This window comes from Streptomyces sp. NPDC102258, assembly GCF_055584685.1.
In genome coordinates, this window is the sequence record NZ_JBVJLO010000009.1 from 90,215 (window position 1) to 109,217 (window position 19,003).

17 protein-coding genes are annotated in these 19,003 nt (G+C 75.0%); 11 read left to right on the plus strand and 6 right to left on the minus strand.

Annotated features, from left to right (window positions below):
- Positions 1–85 precede the first annotated feature (85 nt).
- Positions 86–496 carry a rodlin gene (locus ACZ6ZT_RS17235; protein WP_469719992.1) on the minus strand — a complete coding sequence of 137 codons (411 nt, stop codon included), beginning with the start codon at positions 494–496 and terminating at the stop codon, positions 86–88.
- 282 nt (positions 497–778) lie between these two features.
- On the opposite strand from ACZ6ZT_RS17235, the gene ACZ6ZT_RS17240 reads away from it, so the two are divergent.
- Both ACZ6ZT_RS17240 and ACZ6ZT_RS17245 read left to right on the plus strand, forming a co-directional pair.
- The gene (locus ACZ6ZT_RS17240) at positions 779–1,237 is read left to right on the plus strand and encodes a hypothetical protein (protein ID WP_469719993.1); all 459 of its coding nucleotides are present in this window, start codon (positions 779–781) and stop codon (positions 1,235–1,237) included.
- A 175-nt stretch (positions 1,238–1,412) separates the two neighbouring features.
- On the plus strand, positions 1,413–1,655 hold the full coding sequence (locus ACZ6ZT_RS17245; protein WP_469719994.1) for a chaplin: 243 nt from the start codon (positions 1,413–1,415) through the stop codon (positions 1,653–1,655).
- Positions 1,656–1,734: 79 nt separating this feature from the next.
- On the opposite strand, the gene ACZ6ZT_RS17250 is transcribed toward ACZ6ZT_RS17245, so the two are convergent.
- The 4 genes from ACZ6ZT_RS17250 to ACZ6ZT_RS17265 all read right to left on the minus strand — a co-directional run bounded on the left by ACZ6ZT_RS17250 (position 1,735) and on the right by ACZ6ZT_RS17265 (position 4,546).
- A complete protein-coding gene (locus ACZ6ZT_RS17250) occupies positions 1,735–2,079 on the minus strand; it encodes a hypothetical protein (RefSeq protein WP_469719995.1) in 345 nt (114 codons plus the stop codon).
- A 181-nt stretch (positions 2,080–2,260) separates the two neighbouring features.
- Entirely contained in the window at positions 2,261–3,532 is a 1,272-nt protein-coding gene (locus tag ACZ6ZT_RS17255; RefSeq protein ID WP_469719996.1) for a chaplin, read from the minus strand.
- Between the two features lie 121 nt (positions 3,533–3,653).
- Positions 3,654–3,887 carry a chaplin gene (locus tag ACZ6ZT_RS17260; protein ID WP_469719997.1) on the minus strand — a complete coding sequence of 78 codons (234 nt, stop codon included), beginning with the start codon at positions 3,885–3,887 and terminating at the stop codon, positions 3,654–3,656.
- A gap of 248 nt (positions 3,888–4,135) precedes the next feature.
- The gene (locus ACZ6ZT_RS17265; RefSeq protein WP_356213712.1) at positions 4,136–4,546 is read right to left on the minus strand and encodes a rodlin; all 411 of its coding nucleotides are present in this window, start codon (positions 4,544–4,546) and stop codon (positions 4,136–4,138) included.
- A gap of 586 nt (positions 4,547–5,132) precedes the next feature.
- Here ACZ6ZT_RS17265 and ACZ6ZT_RS17270 point away from each other — a divergent pair.
- The 8 genes from ACZ6ZT_RS17270 (at position 5,133) to ACZ6ZT_RS17305 (ending at position 15,933) form a co-directional block, all read left to right on the plus strand.
- Positions 5,133–6,290 carry a glycosyltransferase gene (locus ACZ6ZT_RS17270; RefSeq protein WP_469719998.1) on the plus strand — a complete coding sequence of 386 codons (1,158 nt, stop codon included), beginning with the start codon at positions 5,133–5,135 and terminating at the stop codon, positions 6,288–6,290.
- Positions 6,287–7,825: an exopolysaccharide biosynthesis polyprenyl glycosylphosphotransferase gene (locus ACZ6ZT_RS17275; protein WP_469719999.1), complete on the plus strand. Its 1,539-nt coding sequence runs from the start codon at positions 6,287–6,289 to the stop codon at positions 7,823–7,825. Before ACZ6ZT_RS17270 ends, ACZ6ZT_RS17275 begins: the two co-directional genes overlap by 4 nt.
- Before the next feature lie 3 nt (positions 7,826–7,828).
- Entirely contained in the window at positions 7,829–9,214 is a 1,386-nt protein-coding gene (locus ACZ6ZT_RS17280) for an O-antigen ligase family protein (RefSeq protein ID WP_469720000.1), read from the plus strand.
- Positions 9,215–10,077: 863 nt separating this feature from the next.
- On the plus strand, positions 10,078–11,760 hold the full coding sequence (gene murJ, locus ACZ6ZT_RS17285) for a murein biosynthesis integral membrane protein MurJ (RefSeq protein ID WP_469720001.1): 1,683 nt from the start codon (positions 10,078–10,080) through the stop codon (positions 11,758–11,760).
- Positions 11,750–12,526, plus strand: a complete 777-nt coding sequence (locus ACZ6ZT_RS17290) for a polysaccharide deacetylase family protein (protein WP_469720002.1) — start codon at positions 11,750–11,752, stop codon at positions 12,524–12,526. The genes murJ and ACZ6ZT_RS17290 overlap by 11 nt, the downstream gene beginning before the upstream one ends.
- Complete coding sequence (locus ACZ6ZT_RS17295; RefSeq protein WP_469720003.1) at positions 12,523–13,983, plus strand: glycosyltransferase; 1,461 nt, start codon at positions 12,523–12,525, stop codon at positions 13,981–13,983. Before ACZ6ZT_RS17290 ends, ACZ6ZT_RS17295 begins: the two co-directional genes overlap by 4 nt.
- A gap of 88 nt (positions 13,984–14,071) precedes the next feature.
- Positions 14,072–14,794 (plus strand): YveK family protein, encoded by a 723-nt coding sequence (locus ACZ6ZT_RS17300; RefSeq protein ID WP_469720004.1) that lies wholly within the window; start codon positions 14,072–14,074, stop codon positions 14,792–14,794.
- On the plus strand, positions 14,791–15,933 hold the full coding sequence (locus ACZ6ZT_RS17305; RefSeq protein WP_469720005.1) for a GNAT family N-acetyltransferase: 1,143 nt from the start codon (positions 14,791–14,793) through the stop codon (positions 15,931–15,933). The genes ACZ6ZT_RS17300 and ACZ6ZT_RS17305 overlap by 4 nt, the downstream gene beginning before the upstream one ends.
- A gap of 11 nt (positions 15,934–15,944) precedes the next feature.
- On the opposite strand, the gene ACZ6ZT_RS17310 is transcribed toward ACZ6ZT_RS17305, so the two are convergent.
- On the minus strand, positions 15,945–17,465 hold the full coding sequence (locus ACZ6ZT_RS17310) for a glycoside hydrolase family 26 protein (RefSeq protein WP_469720006.1): 1,521 nt from the start codon (positions 17,463–17,465) through the stop codon (positions 15,945–15,947).
- A gap of 150 nt (positions 17,466–17,615) precedes the next feature.
- Between ACZ6ZT_RS17310 and ACZ6ZT_RS17315 the strand changes: the two genes are divergently transcribed.
- A partial coding sequence (locus tag ACZ6ZT_RS17315) for a carboxylate--amine ligase (RefSeq protein ID WP_469720007.1) occupies positions 17,616–19,003 on the plus strand: 1,388 nt, incomplete at its 3' end.

Genomic DNA, 19,003 nt, shown 5'->3' on the forward strand with positions numbered 1-19,003 from the left:
GTGGCTGCCGGGGCCCGCGTCACACCTCACGCGTCACTTCCTCCACGGGCGCCGGAAGCCCCGGCCGGGAGGGAGGAGCGGAAGGTCAGCTGCCGGCCGAGAGGTTGCCGGAGAGGACCGGGATGTTGTCCAGGATGTGGGAGAGCGGCTCGTCGCCCTTGGCCTGGGTGGAGTTCTCGGTGCACTGCTGGTTCTGCGGGTTGGACAGGACGTTGATGTCCTGGACGCCGACGTTGACCAGGGCCACCAGCGACTGGGCGTTGACCTTGGCCGGCAGGCCGATGCAGGGCTTGTTCAGGCTGCCCTGGACCAGGCTGAGCTGCGGGCTGAGGTCACCGGCGGTCTTCTGGTTGCCGTAGATCTGCTGGGCACCGTTGCCGTTGACGGTGTTGACCCCGTTGTCGTTCCCGATGGCCATGGCCGGGGTGGCGATCGCCGCGCCCGCACCGACGGCAATGGCGGAGACCGCGGCGGCGGTCATGAACTTCTTCAGCATCATTGATCCTTTTTTCGCACGAGTGCCCGCTAGCGGAGCGCCCTGATCAACCGGTTCTCCGGGGGGTTGGTTCCGCCGCTTCACTCAAACGGCCCTTCGACGGGGCGTTTTTCCCCGGAGCGGGTGAGAGCGGCCCGGACGCCTGCGCGAAGCCCGTACGCAGCCCCCAGGGGCGCGCGCCCCCGTTCCCGCTCCTGTTGCGCTCCGTGGAAGGTGTTCGCACGGTGGGTAAGGAAGCGGATCGCTCGGGTCCGCTTTCGTGCGACCACAGAAGGAAGTCCCATGCACCGCACCAAGCCGTCCCGTCTCCGCGTCCTCGTCCCGTCGGCCCTCGCGGTCGTCATACTGTCCGGCGCGGCCGCACCCGCGGCCGCCGTGGACGCCGCCGGTGCCCGTGCGGCGGTCACGGAAAAGGCGGCGGCCGTGGAACAGCAGGTGAAGCGCATCGAGGCGCGCGCCGCGGCCGGTCCGATCGACGACCTCCTCGCCACGCTCAACAAGACCCTCGAAGACCTCCTCAAGACCATCTCGGGCCTGCTGCCCGCCGGGGTGACGCTGCCGCCCATCCAGCTGCCGAAGCTGCCCGACCTGCCGGCGATCCCCGGCCTGCCGGACCTGACGCTGCCGGCGGTCGAGATGCCCAAGCTGCCCGTCACCACCCCGGCCGTGCCGTCGGGGGACAGCCTGGTTCCGGCGGTTCCGGCGGTTCCGGCCGTTCCCGCGGCGCCGTCGGCCGGCTAGTCCCGTCCGTCACCTCGGAGACGGGAAGGGACGCGAAACGCGCCGGATGGTTACGACTATTGGGCCGAACAGGTCTCATCTGGCGCCGGACCGTGTCGTCGGGGGACGATGGACCGTTTCGCTCGGTGTGAGCCCCGAGATCGGGGCAGGACATCGAAGAGAAGGTGCACTTCCCATGAACTCTGCTGCCAAGAAGGCCGCCGTGGCCCTCGCCTCCGCTGGTCTCGCTGTGGCCGGTGCCGCGGGCGCGGCCTCCGCCGACGCCGCGGCCGAGGGCGCGGCCGTGGGTTCCCCCGGTGTTCTCTCGGGCAACCTGGCCCAGGTCCCGGTCCACATCCCGGTCAACGTCTGCGGTAACTCGATCAACGTCATCGGTCTGCTGAACCCCGCGTTCGGCAACATCTGCGTCAACGACTGACGTACGCCGCAGTCGGCACAACGTGTCTGTGGGCGCCCCGGCCTCGCCGGTGGCGCCCACAGTCATGTCCGGACCCGGTTCACTGACCGCCGTTGAGCTTCACCCCGCCGAGCAGCGGGGACGCCTGGGTGGCGCCGTTCGCCAGGCCCAGCACCTCGCCCGGGGCGTTGTTGCGGACCTGGTTGACCTTCTGGACGGCGCCGAGGGCCTTGTCGACCGTCTGGCCCTGCTCGGCCAGCCCGTTGCCCACCGTCTGGGGAAGCGACTCGGTGACGGGACCGGCCGCGTTCAGCACCTCGGTCACTCCGCCCGTCGCGCTCATGGGGGGCATCGCCGCGGGGGCGTCGGCGGCGAAGGCGGGGGCCGTGGCGCCGAGGGCGGCGACGGAGCCGACGACGACAGCGGCGACCTTGGAGAGCTTCATTATCGAAATCCTCATTCTTTTCGAGGGCGGAGGTGCCAGCGGCGACCGTCGCGCCGCTTTCGCCCTGGGTAACGATCGCCGGCCGCTGCGGAAACGCGATCGGACGCGGACACGGCAACGGCCGGAGAATCCGACGAGGGATTCTCCGGCCGATATTTCTTCCGATTAGCGGTATTGCCGGTCAGGCGGCCCGGGACCGCCGGTAGAGGATCGCGCCGCCGAGGACCAGGGCCGTGGCGAGGGCCGCCGCGGCGCCGGCCGGCCCCGCGCCGGTCGCGGCCAGCTCCGGCGCCGTCACGACGGCGGGGGCCGGGACCGGCGCGGGGGCAGGCGCCGGGAGGGTGGTCACCGGGGGAGCCGACGCCGGGGGCAGGTGCACCGGGAGGTCACCGGCGGGGGCGGCGGGAGGCTGGTCGGCCGGGTGGGCGGCCGCCGGTACGGGGACGGGCGCCGGGTGCTCCACCGGCTGGCTGCCGTGCGGCGGCCGCGGGGCGGGGGCCTCCTCGGCCGGGGGCGCCGGGACGGGCGCGGGGAGCGTGTGGGGCTGCTCCTCCGGCTGGTCCACCGGCTGCTCGGCGGGGTGCCGCGGCGGCTGGGGGACCTCCTGGGCCGGGGCCGGGACGGGCGCCGGAAGCGTGTGCGGCGGCGGGGCCGGGGTCTGCGCCGCCGGCGGCTCGGGAGCCGGGGGCCGGGGAGCCGGCGCGGGCCGCGGCAGCGGTGCGGGGGCCGGAGCCGGGGCGGGAGCCGGGTGGTGGGCCGCCGGGGTCGGGTGGGGCGCCGGGTGCGGGGCGGGGTGGGGCGCCGGGTGGGGCTTCGCGTGGCGCGGGGTGGGGGCCGGTGGTGCGGAGTGCGGGGCCGGGTGTGCCGCGTGGGGCGCCGGGTGCGGGGGGTGGTCGTCGCACTTCTCGTCCCGCGGGCCGCGCTCGTCCTCCTCGTCGCGTCCGTGGCCGCCGCTGTCCTGGTGGAGCCTCCGCTCCGGGCGGGGCGCCGCGTGCTTGGGAGCGTGCCCGCGCGGCTCCTCGTAACGTCGTTCCTGTTGTTGCTGCGTCCGCGCCTGCTCCTGGCGCTGCGGGGGCAGGGCGTGCCGGCCGCGGCCGCCGCCTTCCTCGCGCTCGTCGAGGTAGCGCTCGAAGGCCTCGGCGTGTTCGGGGCTCATGTAGCGCGCGTAGTCGTGGTCGCGGAGGGCGTCCGAGCCGGTCGTGGTGACGCAGGTGTTTCCCATCGCGGGGTTGAGCGCGCCGCCCCCGTCCACGCTGTTGCCGCACACGTTCGGCGCGAAGGTGATCGGTACCGAGACGCTGTTGCCGGAGAGCACACCCGGCGAATGCGAGGCCTCGGCCATCGCCCCCGGATGCGCGTACGCCGCGCCGGCCGCGATCGACAGCAGGCTGGAGGCGGCCGCCGCCGTGAGCACCCCCTTGCCGAGTACCTGTCGGCTCAGTACCTGTCGCATGGGTCCTTCCCTGTCTACCGGCGCACGGGCCGGTGCTGAATCGAAGGTGGCCTCGGAGTGCACCGCCGTGCACTCCGAGGCCACCCCGAGGAGGTCTGCCCTTGCGGGCGCAGGCGCTTCGTCAGCCGTTGACGCAGGTGTTGCCGAACGCCGGGTTCAGCAGCGCGATCACGTTGACGGTGTTGCCGCAGACGTTGACCGGGATGTGCACCGGAACCTGGACGAGGTTGCCGGACAGGACGCCGGGGGAACCCGCGGCGACGCCCTCGGCCGCGGAGTCGGCCATGGCGGGGGCGGCGGCACCGGCGGCCATCAGGATGCCGGCGGCCAGCACGACTGCCTTCTTGTACGTCATTTGATTTCAATCCTTCCCGCAGAGGTCTATCCGCTGCACTCACATCAACGAGCGGCCACGGGAAAGGAAACCGGGTTTTCCGGGTTTTTCGGAGGTGCTGTGACATTCACCCCGATGGTCCGGACGGGCGCTCGTGCATTCATTAGGGGCACGGTTTATCGGGGTGGAATTTCACGGTTTCCACATGCGGCGAGGCCGCCGCGACCCGAAGGTGCGACGGCCTCGCCGGCCCGGGGCGCCGGGTGCGGTCAGCTGCCGGCCGAGGCGTTGCCCGAGAGGATCGGGATGTTGTCCAGGATGTGCGAGAGGGCCTCGTCGCCCTTGGCCTGGGTGGAGTTCTCGGTGCACTGCTGGTTCTGCGGGCTGGACAGGACCGGGATGTCCTGGACGCCGACGTTGACCAGGGCCAGCACCGACTGCACGTTGGCCTTGGCGGGCAGGGCGATGCAGGGCTTGTTGAAGGAGCCCTGGATCAGTGCCATCTGCGGGCTCATGTTGCCGTAGGTGGCCTGGTTGCCGTAGATCTGCGCGGAGTTGTTGCCGTTGACGGTGTTGATCCCGTTGTCGTTCCCGATGGCCATCGCCTGGGGGGCCATGGCCGCACCGAGACCCACGACAGAGGCGGCAACCGCTGCGCCGGCCACAAACTTCTTGATCATTATCGTCCCTTTTTTGCAGGATTGCCCGGTACTGGAGCACCCGGATCAACGGCGTGGGCCGGTCCCGGGTTGCGTGGCTTCACCCGTATGCCGACGTTTCGGGTGGCGGGGTTGACGCTCAGGCGTTCACGCGGGGGGCGCCGGACGGGGGCTGAGCTGGGCGATCGGGCACATGGAGCCGCCGCTCTTTTCCATTCGGCGTGAAGCGCGGCGCACCCCATAACGACCCGCCCGCTTCGAGGGTGCGTCGCATCGCCCAAAAGGCCGTAAGGGCGAGTCCGGCGTGATTCCCGGCCTGATTTCTGACAAAGTGCACTCCTGTTTTGTCCCCCTGGTCGAAAATGGAGACAGGGTCATGCCGTGCATAATTCAGACGTCGCTCGCTCGCCCGTGCGACAGCACGAACATATGACTAATCTCGGAACGGGTGAAAGCCAGGGTCAATTCCTCGGCGTGTTCTTCGTTCGTACAGACGCGCGCCGCTGAACGCAGGAGACCACTCCACGTGCGGAAACAATCCCCGCCGGATCCCCATCCGGCGCCCCACCCAGCCACCCCTTCCGGAAACCCCCCCGCCGGCTTCACCGTGCTGCACCTCGTGCAGCCCGTCGACGGCGGCGTCGCCCGGGTCGTCACCGACCTCGTCCGCGCGCAGGCCGCCGCCGGACTGCGCGTCCTCGTCGGCTGCCCGCGCGGCGGACGCCTCGCCGACGACGTCCGCGCCGCCGGAGCCGAGGTGCTCCCCTGGCGGGCCGGGCGCTCCCCGGGACCCGCCCTGCCCGCCGAGCTCCTCGGCGCCGCCCGGCTGATCCGCCACGCCCGCCCCGACCTCCTCCACCTGCACAGCGCCAAGGCCGGGCTGGCCGGGCGGATCGCCGTACGGGGCTCCGTACCGACCGTGTTCCAGCCCCACGCCTGGTCCTTCGACGCCGTCGGCGGGGCCACGGCCGCCCTCGCGCTGCGCTGGGAGCGGGCCGGAGCCCGCTGGGCCGACCGGGTGCTCTGCGTCAGCGAATCCGAACGCCGCGCCGGACAGGCCGAGGGCATCACCGCCCGCTGGTCCGTCATCCGCAACGGCGTCGACCTCACCCGCTTCCACCCCGGCCACCCCGACCCCGGCCGCGACCGCGCCGAGGCCCGGGCCACGCTCCCGCTGCCCGCCGGCTTCCAAGACACACCGGCCGGACCGCTCGCCGTCTGCGTCGGCCGGCTCTGCCCCCAGAAGGGCCAGGACATCCTGCTGCGCGCCTGGCCGGAACTGCTGGCCGCCGTCCCCGGCGCCCGCCTCGCCCTCGTCGGCGACGGCCCCGACACCGAACGGCTGCGCCGCGCCGCACCGCCCGGAGTGCTCTTCGCGGGCGCCGCCGACGACATCCGACCGTGGCTTCGAGCCGCCGATCTCGTTGTACTGCCGTCGCGGTGGGAAGGCATGGCGCTCGCCCCGCTCGAAGCCATGGCCTGCGGCCGCCCGGTCCTGGTCTGCGACGTCAGCGGGGCCCGGGAGAGCCTGCCCCCCGGCCAGGGACGGCTGTGCCTGGTGCCGCCGGAGGATCCGACGGCCCTGGCCAAGGCCCTGGCCCGGCTGCTCGCCGAACCGCGGCTGCTCGCCGAACTGGGGGAGCAGGCCCGGCAGCACGCCCGGACCGAGTTCGACGTGCGGCGGACCACGGACGCGGTCACCGGCCTGTACCACGAACTGCTGGGCAGGCCCCGGCCCTTGAACCAGGAGCGCATCAGCCGATGACGATGGACAGCGCACCCGCCCGGCACACCGGGCAGGGCGGCACCGGGCCCGCCGGCGGCAGCGCCTTCGCACCCGCGGCCCCCGGGGAACCCCGCCGGGCCGTCACCGCGATCCACCCCCCGCGCGGGCCGCGCGCCGAGCGCGCCAGGACCGCCGTCCGGCCGCAGCGGGTCCGCCGCCGCGACGGCGTCGGCCCGCTGCTCGCCGCCGACGCGCTGGCCGCCGTCGTCACCGCGGCCACCCTGCCCGCGGCCGTCCTGCCGCCGCAGGCCGCCGGTCCCTGCGTCGTCCTGCTGCTCCTGCTGCTCGTCGCCCTGCACGCACAGGGCGGCCTCTACCGGCCCCGGCTCAGCCCCTCCGCCCTGTACGAACTGCCCGCGCTCGCCGGGCGCTCCGCCGTGCTGTGGTGCGGGGCCGCCGCCGTGCTCGGCGCCGCCCGGCCCGAGCACGCCCTCGGCTGGAGCAGCCTCCTCGGCGCCGTCTGCCTGCAGAGCGCCCTGGTCTGCGCCGGACGCGGAGCCGTCCACCGGCTGCGCCGCCGCCACGCCGTCCGCCGGCCCGTCTCCGCACTCGTCGTCGGCCCCGGCGGCGGCGCGAGCGCGGTCGCCGCCGCGCTCCACGGGCGCCCCGAGTACGGGCTGCGGCCCGTCGGCATCGCCGACACCGCCGCCCCCGCCGACGCGGAACGCGGGCAGCTCCCCGTACTGGCCACCCACGAGGACATCCGGCGCGCCGTCATCCAGAACTCCGTCCGGCACGCCGTCTTCACCCGGCCCCCCGAGGCCGACGAGCGCACCGCCTCCCTGGTGCGGCTCTTCCACGACCACGGCTGCCGGCTCTGGCTCGCCGACCCCGCCGGGACGGCCAAGGTCACCGGCATGCGGATGGCGCACCCCGCCGACCAGCTGTGGGGGTACGCCGTACAGCCGCTGCTGCCACGGCCCGCCCGGCCGGTGGAACGGGGCGCGAAGCGGGCCCTCGACGGGCTGCTCGCCGCCCTCGCACTGCTCGCCGCCGCGCCCGTCATGGGCGCCTGCGCACTCGCCGTACGGCTCTCCGACGGACCCGGAGTGATCTTCCGTCAGGAACGGGTCGGCCTGTACGGGCGCCCCTTCACCCTGCTGAAGTTCCGCACCCTGCGCGCCGACGCGCACGAGTCCGCCACCCGCTGGACGGTGGCCGGCGACCGCAGGATGAGCCCGGTCGGCTCCTTCCTGCGCAAGTCCTCGCTGGACGAGCTGCCCCAGCTGTGGAACGTCGTACGGGGTGACATGAGCCTGGTCGGACCCCGGCCGGAACGGCCCTTCTTCGTCGCCAAGTTCAGCAGCGTCCACCCCGGCTACGAGGCCCGCCACCGGATGCCCGTCGGGATCACCGGCCTCGCCCAGATCAACGGGCTGCGCGGGGACACCTCCATCGAGGACCGGGCCCGCTTCGACAACCACTACATCGACACCTGGTCGCTGTGGCAGGACCTGTGGATCCTGGCGCGGACCGCGGCCTCCTTCTTCCGCTTCCGGCTGGGAGGCAGCTGACCCATGACCAGCCTCGCCGCCGCCGGGCCCGCCGCCCGCTTCCCCGACCTGACCGGCGCGCTGCGCCGCCACTGGCCGCTGCTGCCGCTCGCCGCGACCGTCCTGTTCCTCCTCGCCCCCCTTCCGGCCGGCGACGCGGCCGCCTCCGGGAAGGTCGGGCCCGCCGACGCGGCGTCGCTGCTGCTCGCCCTCGTCTGCGCGGTCCAGGCGCTGCGGGGGCGGGTGCGGGCGCTGACCCCGCTCGGCGTGTGCGTCCTCGGGGCGCCCGCCGCCGGGCTGGCCGTCGCCACCGTGACCGCCGGGGACCCGTACGCGGCGCTTCCCGGCTTCGTGCGCTACCTCCAGGTCTTCGTGCTCGTCCCGGCGGCCGTGGTGCTGCTGGTGCGCGACGCCCGCGAGTTCCGGCTGGCCGGCGGGTGCTTCGTGGTACTGGCGCTGGTGCAGGGCGCGGTGGGGGTCGGGCAGTTCGTTACCCATACGGGGGCCTCGTACCAGGGCGCCGACATCCGCGCCGTGGGCACCTTCGGGCCCGGTGACGTGATGGGCATGGCCACCGTCGTCGCGTACGGACTGATCGTCGCGACCGCCGCCGCGCTCGCGCCCGGTCTGCCGGCCCGGGTCCGGCGGATCGCCGGGGGCTGCGCGCTGGCGCTGGTGGTGCCGCTGGTGCTGTCCTTCAGCCGGGGCGCCTGGATCGCCACCGTCGGCGCCGCGCTGCTGGTGATGGGGATGGCCGGGATCCGGCGGGCCCTCACGGTGCTGGTGGCGCTGGTCGCGGGCGGTGTGGTGCTGGTGGGCGGGTTCGGCGTCGGCTCCGAGATGGTCGCCGAGCGGCTGACCTCGATCACCCAGGTCTCCAGCGCCCCCGACCAGTCCGTGACCGACCGGTACACGATGTGGGCCGCCGCCGAGTCGATGTGGCGGGAGCGGCCCGCGGTGGGGGTGGGGCTCAAGGGCTTCCCGGCGCACCGGGACGGGCACTCCTCGCTGGGGCTGTCCTCCGGCAGCGACACCGCCGGGGCGGGCCAGGCGTTCATCAAGCAGCCCCTGCTGTCCCCGCACAACATGTACCTCCTCATCCTCGGCGAGCAGGGGCTCGTCGGGCTGCTCGCGCTGGCCGGAGGATGGGCGGTGCTGCTCGTCGCGGGCCTGCGCCGGTACGCCGCCGACCGCTCCGCGCGGGGGATCCGGGACTGCGGGCTGATCGGGATCGGGCTGTTCGTGTGGCAGCTGACCGACTTCCTTTACGCGGACATCGGCGGGCCGTCCACCGTGCTCACCGGGGTGATCATCGGACTGGCCGCCTGGTGGGCGCTGCCCTCGCCCTCGCCCTCGCCCGAGGGCGCGGCGCCGGGGCGCCGGGCCCTCGACGGGCCGGCCGCGCGGTGACCGATACGAGTCCCTGGCGACGGCCCGCGGCCGCGGCGACCGAGGTCGCCGCGCCCGCGGGCCGTCCGCCGCACCCGGAGTCGGAGCCGGAGCCGGCCGCCGGTGCCGGCGCCGGGGCGTCGGGGCCCGAGCACGGCGAGACGCCGGGTACGCGGGCGGGCGGGCGGGTCCCCGACGGGGCGGATTCCGGCGGCTCCGGCGGACCGGCAGCCCGGGGCGCACGCCCGGTTCCGGCGGGGCGGGGCCCCGAGGCGGGGTCCGGGGGGTCTGGGGTCGGTGGTGCCGGTGCCGGTGGGTCCGTAGCCGGTGGGGCCGGTGTTGGCAGGGCCGGTGTCGGCGGGGCTGGTGTCGCCGGACCACGCACCGGCGGGGCCCGGGCGGGGGTGCGGGGGTCCGGAATGGCGGGATCAGGGGGGACTGGCGTGGGCGGTAACGGTGTTGGCGGGGTTCGTGCGGGGGCGCGGGGTTCCGGGTCGGACGGGTCCGGCGTGGGTGGGGCCGCCGTGGGCGGAGCCGGAGTTGGTGGGGCCCGAGTTGACGGGGCCGCCGTGGGTGGGGCCCGAGACGGCGGGGCCGTCGAGGGTGGGGCCCGGGCCGGTGTGCGGGGCTCCGCCTCGGGTGGGGTCGGCGCCGGTGGGGTTCCGGCTGGTGTGCGGGGCTCCGCGTCGGGTGGGACCGGCGCCGGTGGGGTTCCGGCCGGGGGGCGGGCCTCCGCGTCGGGTGGGGTTGGTGCCGGTGGGGTTCCGGCCGGTGTGCGGGCTTCCGCCTCGGGTGGGGTGGGTGCCGGTGGGGTTGCGGTCGGGGGGCGGGGTTCCGCGTCGGGTGGGGACGGGGCCCGGGTGGGGCGGCCCCGTGTCGGTGGGGTGCGGGGGAGGGCTCGGGGTGGTGGGGGTGGGGCGCCGGCGCCGCTCGGGCGGTTCCTCGCCAAGGCCGCCGCCGTCACCGCCGGACTCACCGCCGCCGGAGCCGTCTTCGGCCTCGTCCGGGACCAGACCATCGCGCACCTCTTCGGCGCCGGCCACGACAGCGACGCCTTCCTCATCGCCTGGACCGTCCCCGAAATGGCCTCGACGCTGCTCATCGAGGACGCCATGGCCCTGCTGATGGTGCCCGCCTTCAGCCAGGCCCTCGCCCGCCGGGCCGCCAGCCGGGCCGGGCTCACCCGCAAGGAGGCCCGCGCCGCCGATCCCGTACGCCTGCTCGTGGCGGCGACCCTGCCGCGCCTCGCCGTGCTCCTCGCCGCCGTCGCCTCCGTACTGATCGTCGCCGCCCCGCTCGTCGTCGGCGTCCTCGCACCCGGCCTGCCCGACCCCGAACTGGCCGTTCAGTGCACCCGGCTGACCGCCCTCACCGTGCTCACCTTCGGCGTCGCCGGATACTTCAGCGCCGCCCTGCGCGCCCACCGCTCCTTCCTGCCGCCCGCCGCGATCTACGTCTCGTACAACGTCGGGATCATCACGGTGATGGTCGCCCTCCACGGCCTGTGGGGCGTACGTGCCGCCGCCGCCGGAGTCGCCGCCGGCGGACTGCTGATGGTGCTCGTCCAGCTCCCCGCCTTCGTCCGCAACGTCGGCTTCGGACCCGCCCGCGCCAAGGGCGCCCCCCGCAGCCAGCGCGACCGCGACCGGCCCACGCTCATCGCCTTCGGGCTGATCGCCCCCGTCGTCTTCTTCGCCGTCTTCCGCCAGTCACAGGTCCTCGTCGAACGCTTCCTCGCCGCCTCCCTGCCCCCCGGCGCCATCTCGCACCTCAACTACGCGCAGAAGGTCGCGCAGATGCCGATGGTGCTGTCCCTGATGATCTGCACCGTCACCTTCCCCGTCGTCGCCCAGGCCATGGCCGGCGGAGAACGCGAGAAGGCCCGCCGGCGCGTGGAACAGGACCTGGCGCTCGCCTCGCTCGCCGTGCTGCTGGGCAGCGCCCTCGTCATCGGCTACGCGCCCCAGATCATCGAGGTCCTCTTCGAACGCGGCGCCTTCACCCACCGCGACACCCTCGCCACCGCCGACGTCATGCGCGTGTACGGACTCGGACTCCTCGGCCACTGCCTCGTCGGGGCGCTCTCCCGGCCCTTCTTCTCGACCGCCCGGCCCACCTGGTTCCCGGCGCTCGCGATGGGCGCCGGGCTGCTCGTCAACATCGTGGCCGGAGCCCTCGCCGTCGGCTGGTGGGGCATCTACGGCATCGCCGCCGCCAACGCCGCCGCCATCACCACCACCGCCGTGCTCCTGCTCACCGGACTCGGCTCCCGCATCATCGCCATCCAGGTCCGCCGGGTCGCCGTCAGCATCGGCCGGCTCGCCGTCGCCGCCGTCGCCGCCTGCGCCACCGGCTGGCTCGCCGGGCCGATGATCCCCGACCCGACGCTCAGCGCCGCCCTCGGCTGCCTGCTCGTCCCCGCCATGTTCGGCGCCACCGGCATGGCCATGCGGGCCATCGAAGTCACCGCGCTGCCCGCCCAGACCGCCCAGCTCACCGCCCAGCTCACCGCTCAGCTCACCAACCGGCTGACCCGGCTCACCCAGAGGTTCCGCAATGTCCGCTGACACCGACACGGCGTCCGCCGCCGTGGAGGGCCCCGCCCGCCGGTCCGCATCACCGTGGGTGCTGATGTACCACTCGGTCGCCGAGTTCACCGACCCCGCCGAGGACCCGTACGGGATCACCGTCACCCCCGCCGCCCTGGAAGCCCAGCTGCTGTGGCTGCACGCCCGCGGGCTGCGCGGGGTGTCCGTCGGCGAACTGCTGCGGGAGCGCGCCGCCGGGCGCGGCCGCGGACTCGTCGGACTCACCTTCGACGACGGCTACACCGACTTCCTGACCCGCGCCCTGCCGCTGCTGCGCCGCCACGACTGCACGGCCACCCTGTTCGTGCTGCCCGGCCGGCTCGGCGCCGACAACGGGTGGGACCCGCTCGGGCCGCGCAAACCCCTCCTGAGCGCCGAAGGCATCCGCGAAGCCGCCGCCGCCGGACAGGAGATCGGCTCGCACGGACTGCTGCACCAGGACCTCACCGCCGCCCCCGACGACGTCCTGGCGCAAGAGCTGCGCGGCAGCCGCGACCTGCTGCGCGAACTCACCGGCACCCCGCCCCGGGGCTTCTGCTACCCGTACGGGCACCTCGACGCCCGGGTCGTCGACGCCACCCGGGCCGCCGGCTACGCGTACGCCTGCGCCATCGCCCCCGGCCGGCTCACCGGCCCGCACGCCCTGCCGCGCACGCACGTCAGCCAGGCCGACGGCGGCGCCCGGCTGCGGATCAAGCGGCTCCGCCACCGGCTGCGCGAGCTGCGGCGGGTGATCCTGCCGTGAAGGCCCTGCACATCATCACCGGGCTCGGCGTCGGCGGCGCCGAGCAGCAACTGCGGCTGCTGCTGCGGCACCTGCCGATGTCCTGCGACGTGCTGACCCTGACCAACCCCGGGCCGGTCGCCGAGGGGCTGCGGGCCGACGGGGTCCGCGTCGTGCACCTGGGCATGCGGGGCAACCGCGACCTCGGGACGCTGCCGAAGCTGGTGCGGTTCATCCGCGGCGGCCGCTACGACCTGGTCCACACCCACCTCTACCGGGCCTGCCTCTACGGGCGCCTCGCGGCCCGGATCGCGGGCGTGCGGGCCGTCGTCGCCACCGAGCACTCCCTCGGCGCCGCCGAGATCGAGGGCCGGCCGCTGACCGGCGGGGTGCGGGCCCTCTACCTGGCCGGCGAACGGCTCGGCGCGGCCACCGTCGCCGTGTCCGACACCGTGGCCGCCCGCCTGGAGGGCTGGGGCGTGCCCGCCGCCCGGGTGCACGTGGTGCCGAACGGGATCGAGGCCGCCCGGTTCCGCTTCGAGGAAGGCGTACGCCGCGCGGCCCGGGCCCGGACCGGGGTGCCCGAACGGGCCTTCGTGGTGGGCGGGGTCGGGCGCCTGGTCCCGGGCAAGCGGTTCGACGTACTCCTGCGGGCCGTCGCGGCGCTGCCCGGCGCCCACCTGCTGCTGGCCGGCGACGGCCCCGAGCGGGCCGCGCTGCGGGCGCTCGGCGCCGAACTGGGCGCGCAGGGCCGGATCCACCTGCTGGGGGAGCGCGACCCGCTGGGCGACAGCGCCGACGGGCGCACCCCCGGGATCCCCGCCCTGCTGGCCGCCATGGACGTCTTCGTGTCCCCCTCGACGGAGGAGGCGTTCGGGCTCGCCGTCGTCGAGGCGCTGGCCGCCGGACTGCCCGTCCTGCACGTGACCTGCCCCGCCATCGACGACCTCCCCGCCGCGCAGGCGCCGGGGGCGCGGCGGATCGGGCCCGGCACGGAGGAACTGGTCGCCGCCCTGCGCGGGCAGATGGAGGCGGGCGCGCGCCGCCTGCCGCCGCCACCGGTGGTACGCCGCTACGACATCACCCGCACGGCCCGCCAACTCCTCGACGTCTACGCCCTCGCGCTGCCCGCGGCGGGGGCGACGGGCATGCGACTCCCGGCCGCCGGCCCGGTCCCGGATCCGGTCGGCGACCCGGGCCCGGATGCGGCCGCCGGCCCAGGCCCGAGTCCGAGTCCGAGTCCGAGCCCGGGCCTCGACCTGCCCGCCGACCCGGCCTCGGGCCTGGCCGTCGGCCCGGAGAGGGCCGCCGCCCCCGTCCCGGCCCCGGAGCCGGCCGCCGACCCGGAGCCGGGCCCCGGCCTGGCAGCCGAAACCGGCCCGAGCCTCGACCCGGCCGCCGGCCCGGGCCAAGGCCTGGCCGCCGACCTCGGTCCGGGCCTGGCCCCGGTCGCTGCCCCGGCCCCGGCCGACGGCTGAGCACCCACACCGCTACGCACCCGCACCCCCGGCCCGGGGAACGGCCGGGGGTGGACGACCCCCCCCACCCAGGAAGTGAGCACCGCACATGGCCGACACCGCCGACCAGAAGAAGTCCGCCCACCGCTCGGGCCGCAGGCGCCGCCTGCTGCCGCCCCCCGCGTGGTGGCCGCTGCCCGCCTGCGCGCTCCTCGGGCTCGCCGCGGGCACGGCGTACGGGGTCCTCAAGGCCCCCGAGTACGCCGCCACCAGCTACGTCGTCGCCGTCCCCAACGAATCCACCGAGCCCGCCACCGCCCTCGGCTTCGCCCAGGCCTACGGCCGGATCGCCACCAGCAGCTCCACCCTCGCCTACGCCCAGCCCCGGGCCGGCGTCGACGCCGGCCGGCTGCGCACCCAGGTCCGTACCGAGACCTCCCCCGATTCCCCGATGATCGCCATCACCGGGACGTCCAAGAGCCCCACCGAGGCCGCCGACATCGCCAACGCCGTCGCCGACGCGCTCTCCCTCAGCAGCAACCACGCCGCCAAGAACACCGGCGTCCAGCTGCTCCTGTTCAACCAGGCCGTCGCGCCCACCGAACCGGCCTCCCCCTCGGCCCCCGTCAGCGGCGCCGTCGGACTGTGCGCGGGCGGTCTGCTCGGCGGGCTGTGGCTGCTGGCCCGGCCCGGCCGGCGCCGCCCCCAGGAGCAGGGCGAGCCGGGCGAGCCGGAGGCCGGGTCCCGGCCGGCCGTCGAGGAGTACCCGTCGCTGCCCGCCCAGGGCGAGGCCGCCGGGACCGAGACCAAGGAGAAGGAGTCCGTGCGATGACACAGGGCTCCACCGGGGCCCTGACGGTGACGATGTGCCGCGACCCCCGGCAGTTCGCCGCGCTGGAGGAGCCCTGGAACCGGCTCGTCCGCGCCTGCCCCACCGCCACTCCCTTCCAGAGCCACGCCTGGCTGCACTCGTGGTGGCTGTCGTACGGGAAGGACCGCCGGCTGCGCCTCCTGCTGGTGCGGCGCGCCGGGGAACTGGTCGGCGCCGCCGCGCTGATGCTCGTACACCGGCCGCTGCCGCGGCTGGTACCGCTCGGCGGGCCGATCACCGACTACTTCGACGTGCTCGTCGCCGACGGACACGCCGACGAGGTCGTGCCCGCCCTGGCCCGCGGACTGCACCGGGCCGCCCGCGGCGCCGTCGTCGACCTGCGCGAGGTCCGGCCGGGCGCGGCCGCCGAGGCCCTGTACGAGGCCTGGCCGGGCGTGTCCAGCAGGCTGACGGACTCCACCTGCATGGAGCTGCCCGCGCTGCCCTTCGACGAGCTCGTGAAACGGATGCCCGCCTCCGGCGCCCAGCGGGTACGGGCCAAGCTGCGCAAGACCGACGCCGCCGGGATCGAGGAGCACGACGTCACCGAGGACGAGGTGCCGCAGGCCGTGCGCACCCTGCTGCGGCTGCACGAGAAGCAGTGGCGCGGCCGCGGGGTCACCCCCGAACACCTGCGGCCGCGCTTCGCCGAGCACCTGACCCGGGCCACCCGGCGCATGGTGCGCGCGGGGGAGGGCCGGCTGACGGAGTTCCGGCTGGAGGGGAAGGTGGTCGCCGCCAACGTCACCCTGCTCTGCGCCGGGCTGAGTGGCGGCTACCTGTACGGCGCCGATCCCGAACTGCGCGAGCGCAAGGTGGACGTGGCGACGCTGCTGCTGCGCCACGAGGCCCGGCGGGCGCTCGCCGAGGGCCGGCCGGTGGTGAGCTTCCTGCGCGGCAGCGAACCGTACAAGAACCACTGGCGGCCCGAGACGGTCGTCAACCAGCGTTTCCTGCTGGCCACCAGCGCGCTCGCGCCCCTGCTGCGGCTGTACGAGTCGCAGGTCACGGGGCGCGAGCGGGCGGTGGACGCGCTGCGCGAGGCGCTGCCGGCCGCCCGGGACTGGCGGGCGCGGCTCAACGAGCTGCGGGTGCGATGACCCGTCCGGAGCTAGAAGGGCCAGAAACCGTTCTTGCCCCAGTCGAGCGTGATGCAGACCGCCTGGTTGCCGACGAGCTTGGAGAGCCACTCGCCGAAGGTGAGCGGTACGCACCACTGCTTGATGTTGTTCGGCGGCCGGGGCGCGGGGGGCGTCGGCACGGGCGTCGGCACGGGCGAGGGCAGCGGCGTGGGGGCGACGGGGCTGGCCGGCGCGGGGACCGTGACCTCGGGGGACGGGGCCGGCGGGAACACCGGCGGGATGGTGATGCCGGGGACGGGGGAGGGGGTCGGCGTGGGCACGGGCGTGGGGGTGGGCTTCGGCGTCGGTGTGACCGGGGGCTCGGAGACCTCGGGCGTCGGCGTGGGGGTGGGGCTGGGCGCCGGGGCCTCGGGGCTCGGCGCCTCGGGGCTCGGCGTGACCTGCGGGGTGGGCGTGACCTGGGGGGTGGGGGCGACCGGGGTGGGTACGACCGGCGTGGGGATCACCGGGGTCGGCACGACCGGCGTCGGGATCACCGGGGTAGGGGCCACGGGGGGAGTCGGCTCGACCGGCACCCGCGGCGGGGTCAGCGCGTCGCGGAAGACCTTCGAGGACCGCGGGTTCTGCTTGCACTGCCAGACGCCGTGCGGACAGTAGTCGGTGATGGTGTGGTAGAGCGGCCTGTGCTGCTCGATCCACGCCAGCATGCGCCGCACGTACTCCGGGTTGTCCCCGTTGCGGAACAGCCCCCACTCCGGGTACGAGACCCGCTTGCCGTGTGCCTTCGCGAAGTCGACATGCTGCCGGAGCCCGTACGGCTGGGTGACCTGGTCATCGAAGGTCCGGCCCGGGCCCTGGTCGTACGAGTCCATGCCGATGACGTCGACGACGTCGTCACCCGGGTAGCACTCGGTCCAGCCGATCGCGTCGGTCCCCCGGTTCGGGGCGAAGTCGAAGCTGAACCGCTGCCCGGGCACCGACCGCATCGCCGCGACGGCGCGCTTCCAGTACGCCTTCCAGTTCGCCGGGTCGGGCCCGCAGCGGTGCGTGTACGTGGTGCCGTTCATCTCCCAGCCCAGTACGACCACCGTGTCCGGCACGCCCAGCGACACCAGCCGCTCGGCCAGCCGCGTGAAGTGCTCGTCGTACTCGCCGCGCGCGCCCGCCCTGATCAGCCGGGCCACCTCACGGTCCGGCAGCCGGTCCTCGTTACGGGCCTGCATGGGCACGTTGAGGACGAACATCCGGTCCGGCCGCTCCTGGCGCCACCGCGCCCAGTCCCTGAGGAACGACACGTTCCCCTCGATGCCGGCCCACTGGTCACCGGGCAGATACGTGTGCCCGACCCGGATCTCCCTGCCGCCCAGCCAGCGCGACAGGGAAGAGATCCGGGCGACCCCGGAAGGCCCGTAGTCGAGATAGGCACCCATGGCGATGTCGGAGCCCTTGGGTTCCTCCTGCGGTGCCGCGAGGGCGGCGCCGGAGGCGAGCAGCCCGGCCGTGACCGTACCGATGCAGGTGCTCGCCAGTCGGCGGCTTGGTCTGGGCATGGCGTCTCCCGAGCTTTCCTGAACCGGTGTGCTTGCCAACGACGTTAGACATCACATCTGACTAATGGCCTGCCCGATGGCCTTTGCGTAGGCCATTCGCAGCTGCGCATCATCCCCGCTTGGTCCGACTAGGTGAAAGACACCGTTTCGATGCACGCGTTCGCCAGCCATGTGCCCGCCGTCCTGCTGAGACTCGACCGCAATCCGTTCCACCACGGAACCCTCGGCGCCGTCAGATCCCTTGGGCGGGGCGGCGTGGAGGTCCATGCCGTCGTCGAGGCGGGCGGGGGTCCCGTGCGGCGTTCGCGGTACCTGCGGGCCGTGCACCCCGGGCCGGCGGGAGGGCTCGACCCCGAGGCGCCCGAGGTGCTGGGGACGTGCCTGGCCCGGGTGTCCGAGCGGATCGGGCGGCCGGCCGTGCTCATCGCCATGGACGACCTCAGCGCCATCGCGGTGTCGCGCGCGGCCCCGCTGCTGACGGACCGTTTCCGGATTCCCCATCAGCCGGACGACCTGCCCGCGCGGGTGGCCGACAAGGCGGAACTGTCGCGGCTGTGCGCGCGCTGGGACATCCCGCACCCGGAGACCGCGATCCCGGCGGGCGGCGCCGAGGCGGCGCAGGCGGCCCGCCGGCTGGGCCTGCCGGTGGTGGCGAAGTGGAGCCGGCCGTGGCTGCTGCCGGCCGGCGCGGGGCTGCGCAGCACCACGCTCGTACACACCGCCGCCGAGGCGCGGCGGCTGTACGAACGCTCCGCCGAGGCGGGGAGCCGGCTGCTGCTCCAGCGGTTCCTGCCCGCCGGGCCGGACACCGACTGGTTCTTCCACGGGGCGTTCGGGCCGGGCGGCCGTCCGCTGCTCGCCGGGTCGGGCCGCAAGGAGCTGTCCTGGCCGGTGCGGACGGGGCTGACGGCGGTGGGGCGGTGGGTGCCGGACGCGGCGGTGGAGGAGGCGGGGCTGCGGCTCGCGGCGCGGCTGGGCTACCAGGGGATCCTGGACCTCGACTTCCGCCGCGACGAGCGGGGCACGTTCCGGCTGGTGGACTTCAACCCGCGGCCCGGGGCGCAGTTCCGGCTGTTCACCGACGACGGCGGGCTGGACGTGGTCCGGGCCATGTACCTGGACCTGACGGGGCAACGGGTCCCGGCGCCGACGGGCGGCCCGGGCCGCGTGTTCGTGGCGGAGAACTACGCCCTCCTCGCGGCCACCCGCCCCCCGACCCGGCCGCGGCCGATGAGGGGTCGGGGGGCGGCGGCGTCGGCTGGTCCGGGCCTGCCCGCCCAGGCGGGGGGTGGGGGCCGGTCCGGTCCGGCCGGCCGCGCGGGGGACGGGAGCCGGCCCGGTCCGGTTGTCCCGGCCGGGGGAGAGGTCCGGCCCGGTTCGGCTGTTCCGGCGGAGGACGGGAGCCGGTCAGGCACACCCGACACGACCGGGGCACCGGTTCGCTCCGGCTCGCCCGTCGCGGCGGGGGGCGGGGGCGGGTCTGGTTCGGCTGTTCCGGCGGAGGACGGGAGCCGGTCAGGCACACCCGACACGACCGG

Excerpts from the sequence above, each read along its gene's own strand:
- ACZ6ZT_RS17260 (WP_469719997.1), bottom strand. The coding sequence starts at position 3,887 with ATGACGTACAAGAAGGCAGTCGTGCTGGCCGCCGGCATCCTGATGGCC.
- ACZ6ZT_RS17240 (WP_469719993.1), top strand. The coding sequence starts at position 779 with ATGCACCGCACCAAGCCGTCCCGTCTCCGCGTCCTCGTCCCGTCGGCC.
- ACZ6ZT_RS17255 (WP_469719996.1), bottom strand. The coding sequence starts at position 3,532 with ATGCGACAGGTACTGAGCCGACAGGTACTCGGCAAGGGGGTGCTCACG.
- ACZ6ZT_RS17290 (WP_469720002.1), top strand. The coding sequence starts at position 11,750 with ATGTCCGCTGACACCGACACGGCGTCCGCCGCCGTGGAGGGCCCCGCC.
- ACZ6ZT_RS17300 (WP_469720004.1), top strand. The coding sequence starts at position 14,072 with ATGGCCGACACCGCCGACCAGAAGAAGTCCGCCCACCGCTCGGGCCGC.
- ACZ6ZT_RS17235 (WP_469719992.1), bottom strand. The coding sequence starts at position 496 with ATGCTGAAGAAGTTCATGACCGCCGCCGCGGTCTCCGCCATTGCCGTC.
- ACZ6ZT_RS17250 (WP_469719995.1), bottom strand. The coding sequence starts at position 2,079 with ATGAAGCTCTCCAAGGTCGCCGCTGTCGTCGTCGGCTCCGTCGCCGCC.
- ACZ6ZT_RS17265 (WP_356213712.1), bottom strand. The coding sequence starts at position 4,546 with ATGATCAAGAAGTTTGTGGCCGGCGCAGCGGTTGCCGCCTCTGTCGTG.
- ACZ6ZT_RS17305 (WP_469720005.1), top strand. The coding sequence starts at position 14,791 with ATGACACAGGGCTCCACCGGGGCCCTGACGGTGACGATGTGCCGCGAC.
- ACZ6ZT_RS17280 (WP_469720000.1), top strand. The coding sequence starts at position 7,829 with ATGACCAGCCTCGCCGCCGCCGGGCCCGCCGCCCGCTTCCCCGACCTG.
- ACZ6ZT_RS17245 (WP_469719994.1), top strand. The coding sequence starts at position 1,413 with ATGAACTCTGCTGCCAAGAAGGCCGCCGTGGCCCTCGCCTCCGCTGGT.
- ACZ6ZT_RS17310 (WP_469720006.1), bottom strand. The coding sequence starts at position 17,465 with ATGCCCAGACCAAGCCGCCGACTGGCGAGCACCTGCATCGGTACGGTC.
- ACZ6ZT_RS17275 (WP_469719999.1), top strand. The coding sequence starts at position 6,287 with ATGACGATGGACAGCGCACCCGCCCGGCACACCGGGCAGGGCGGCACC.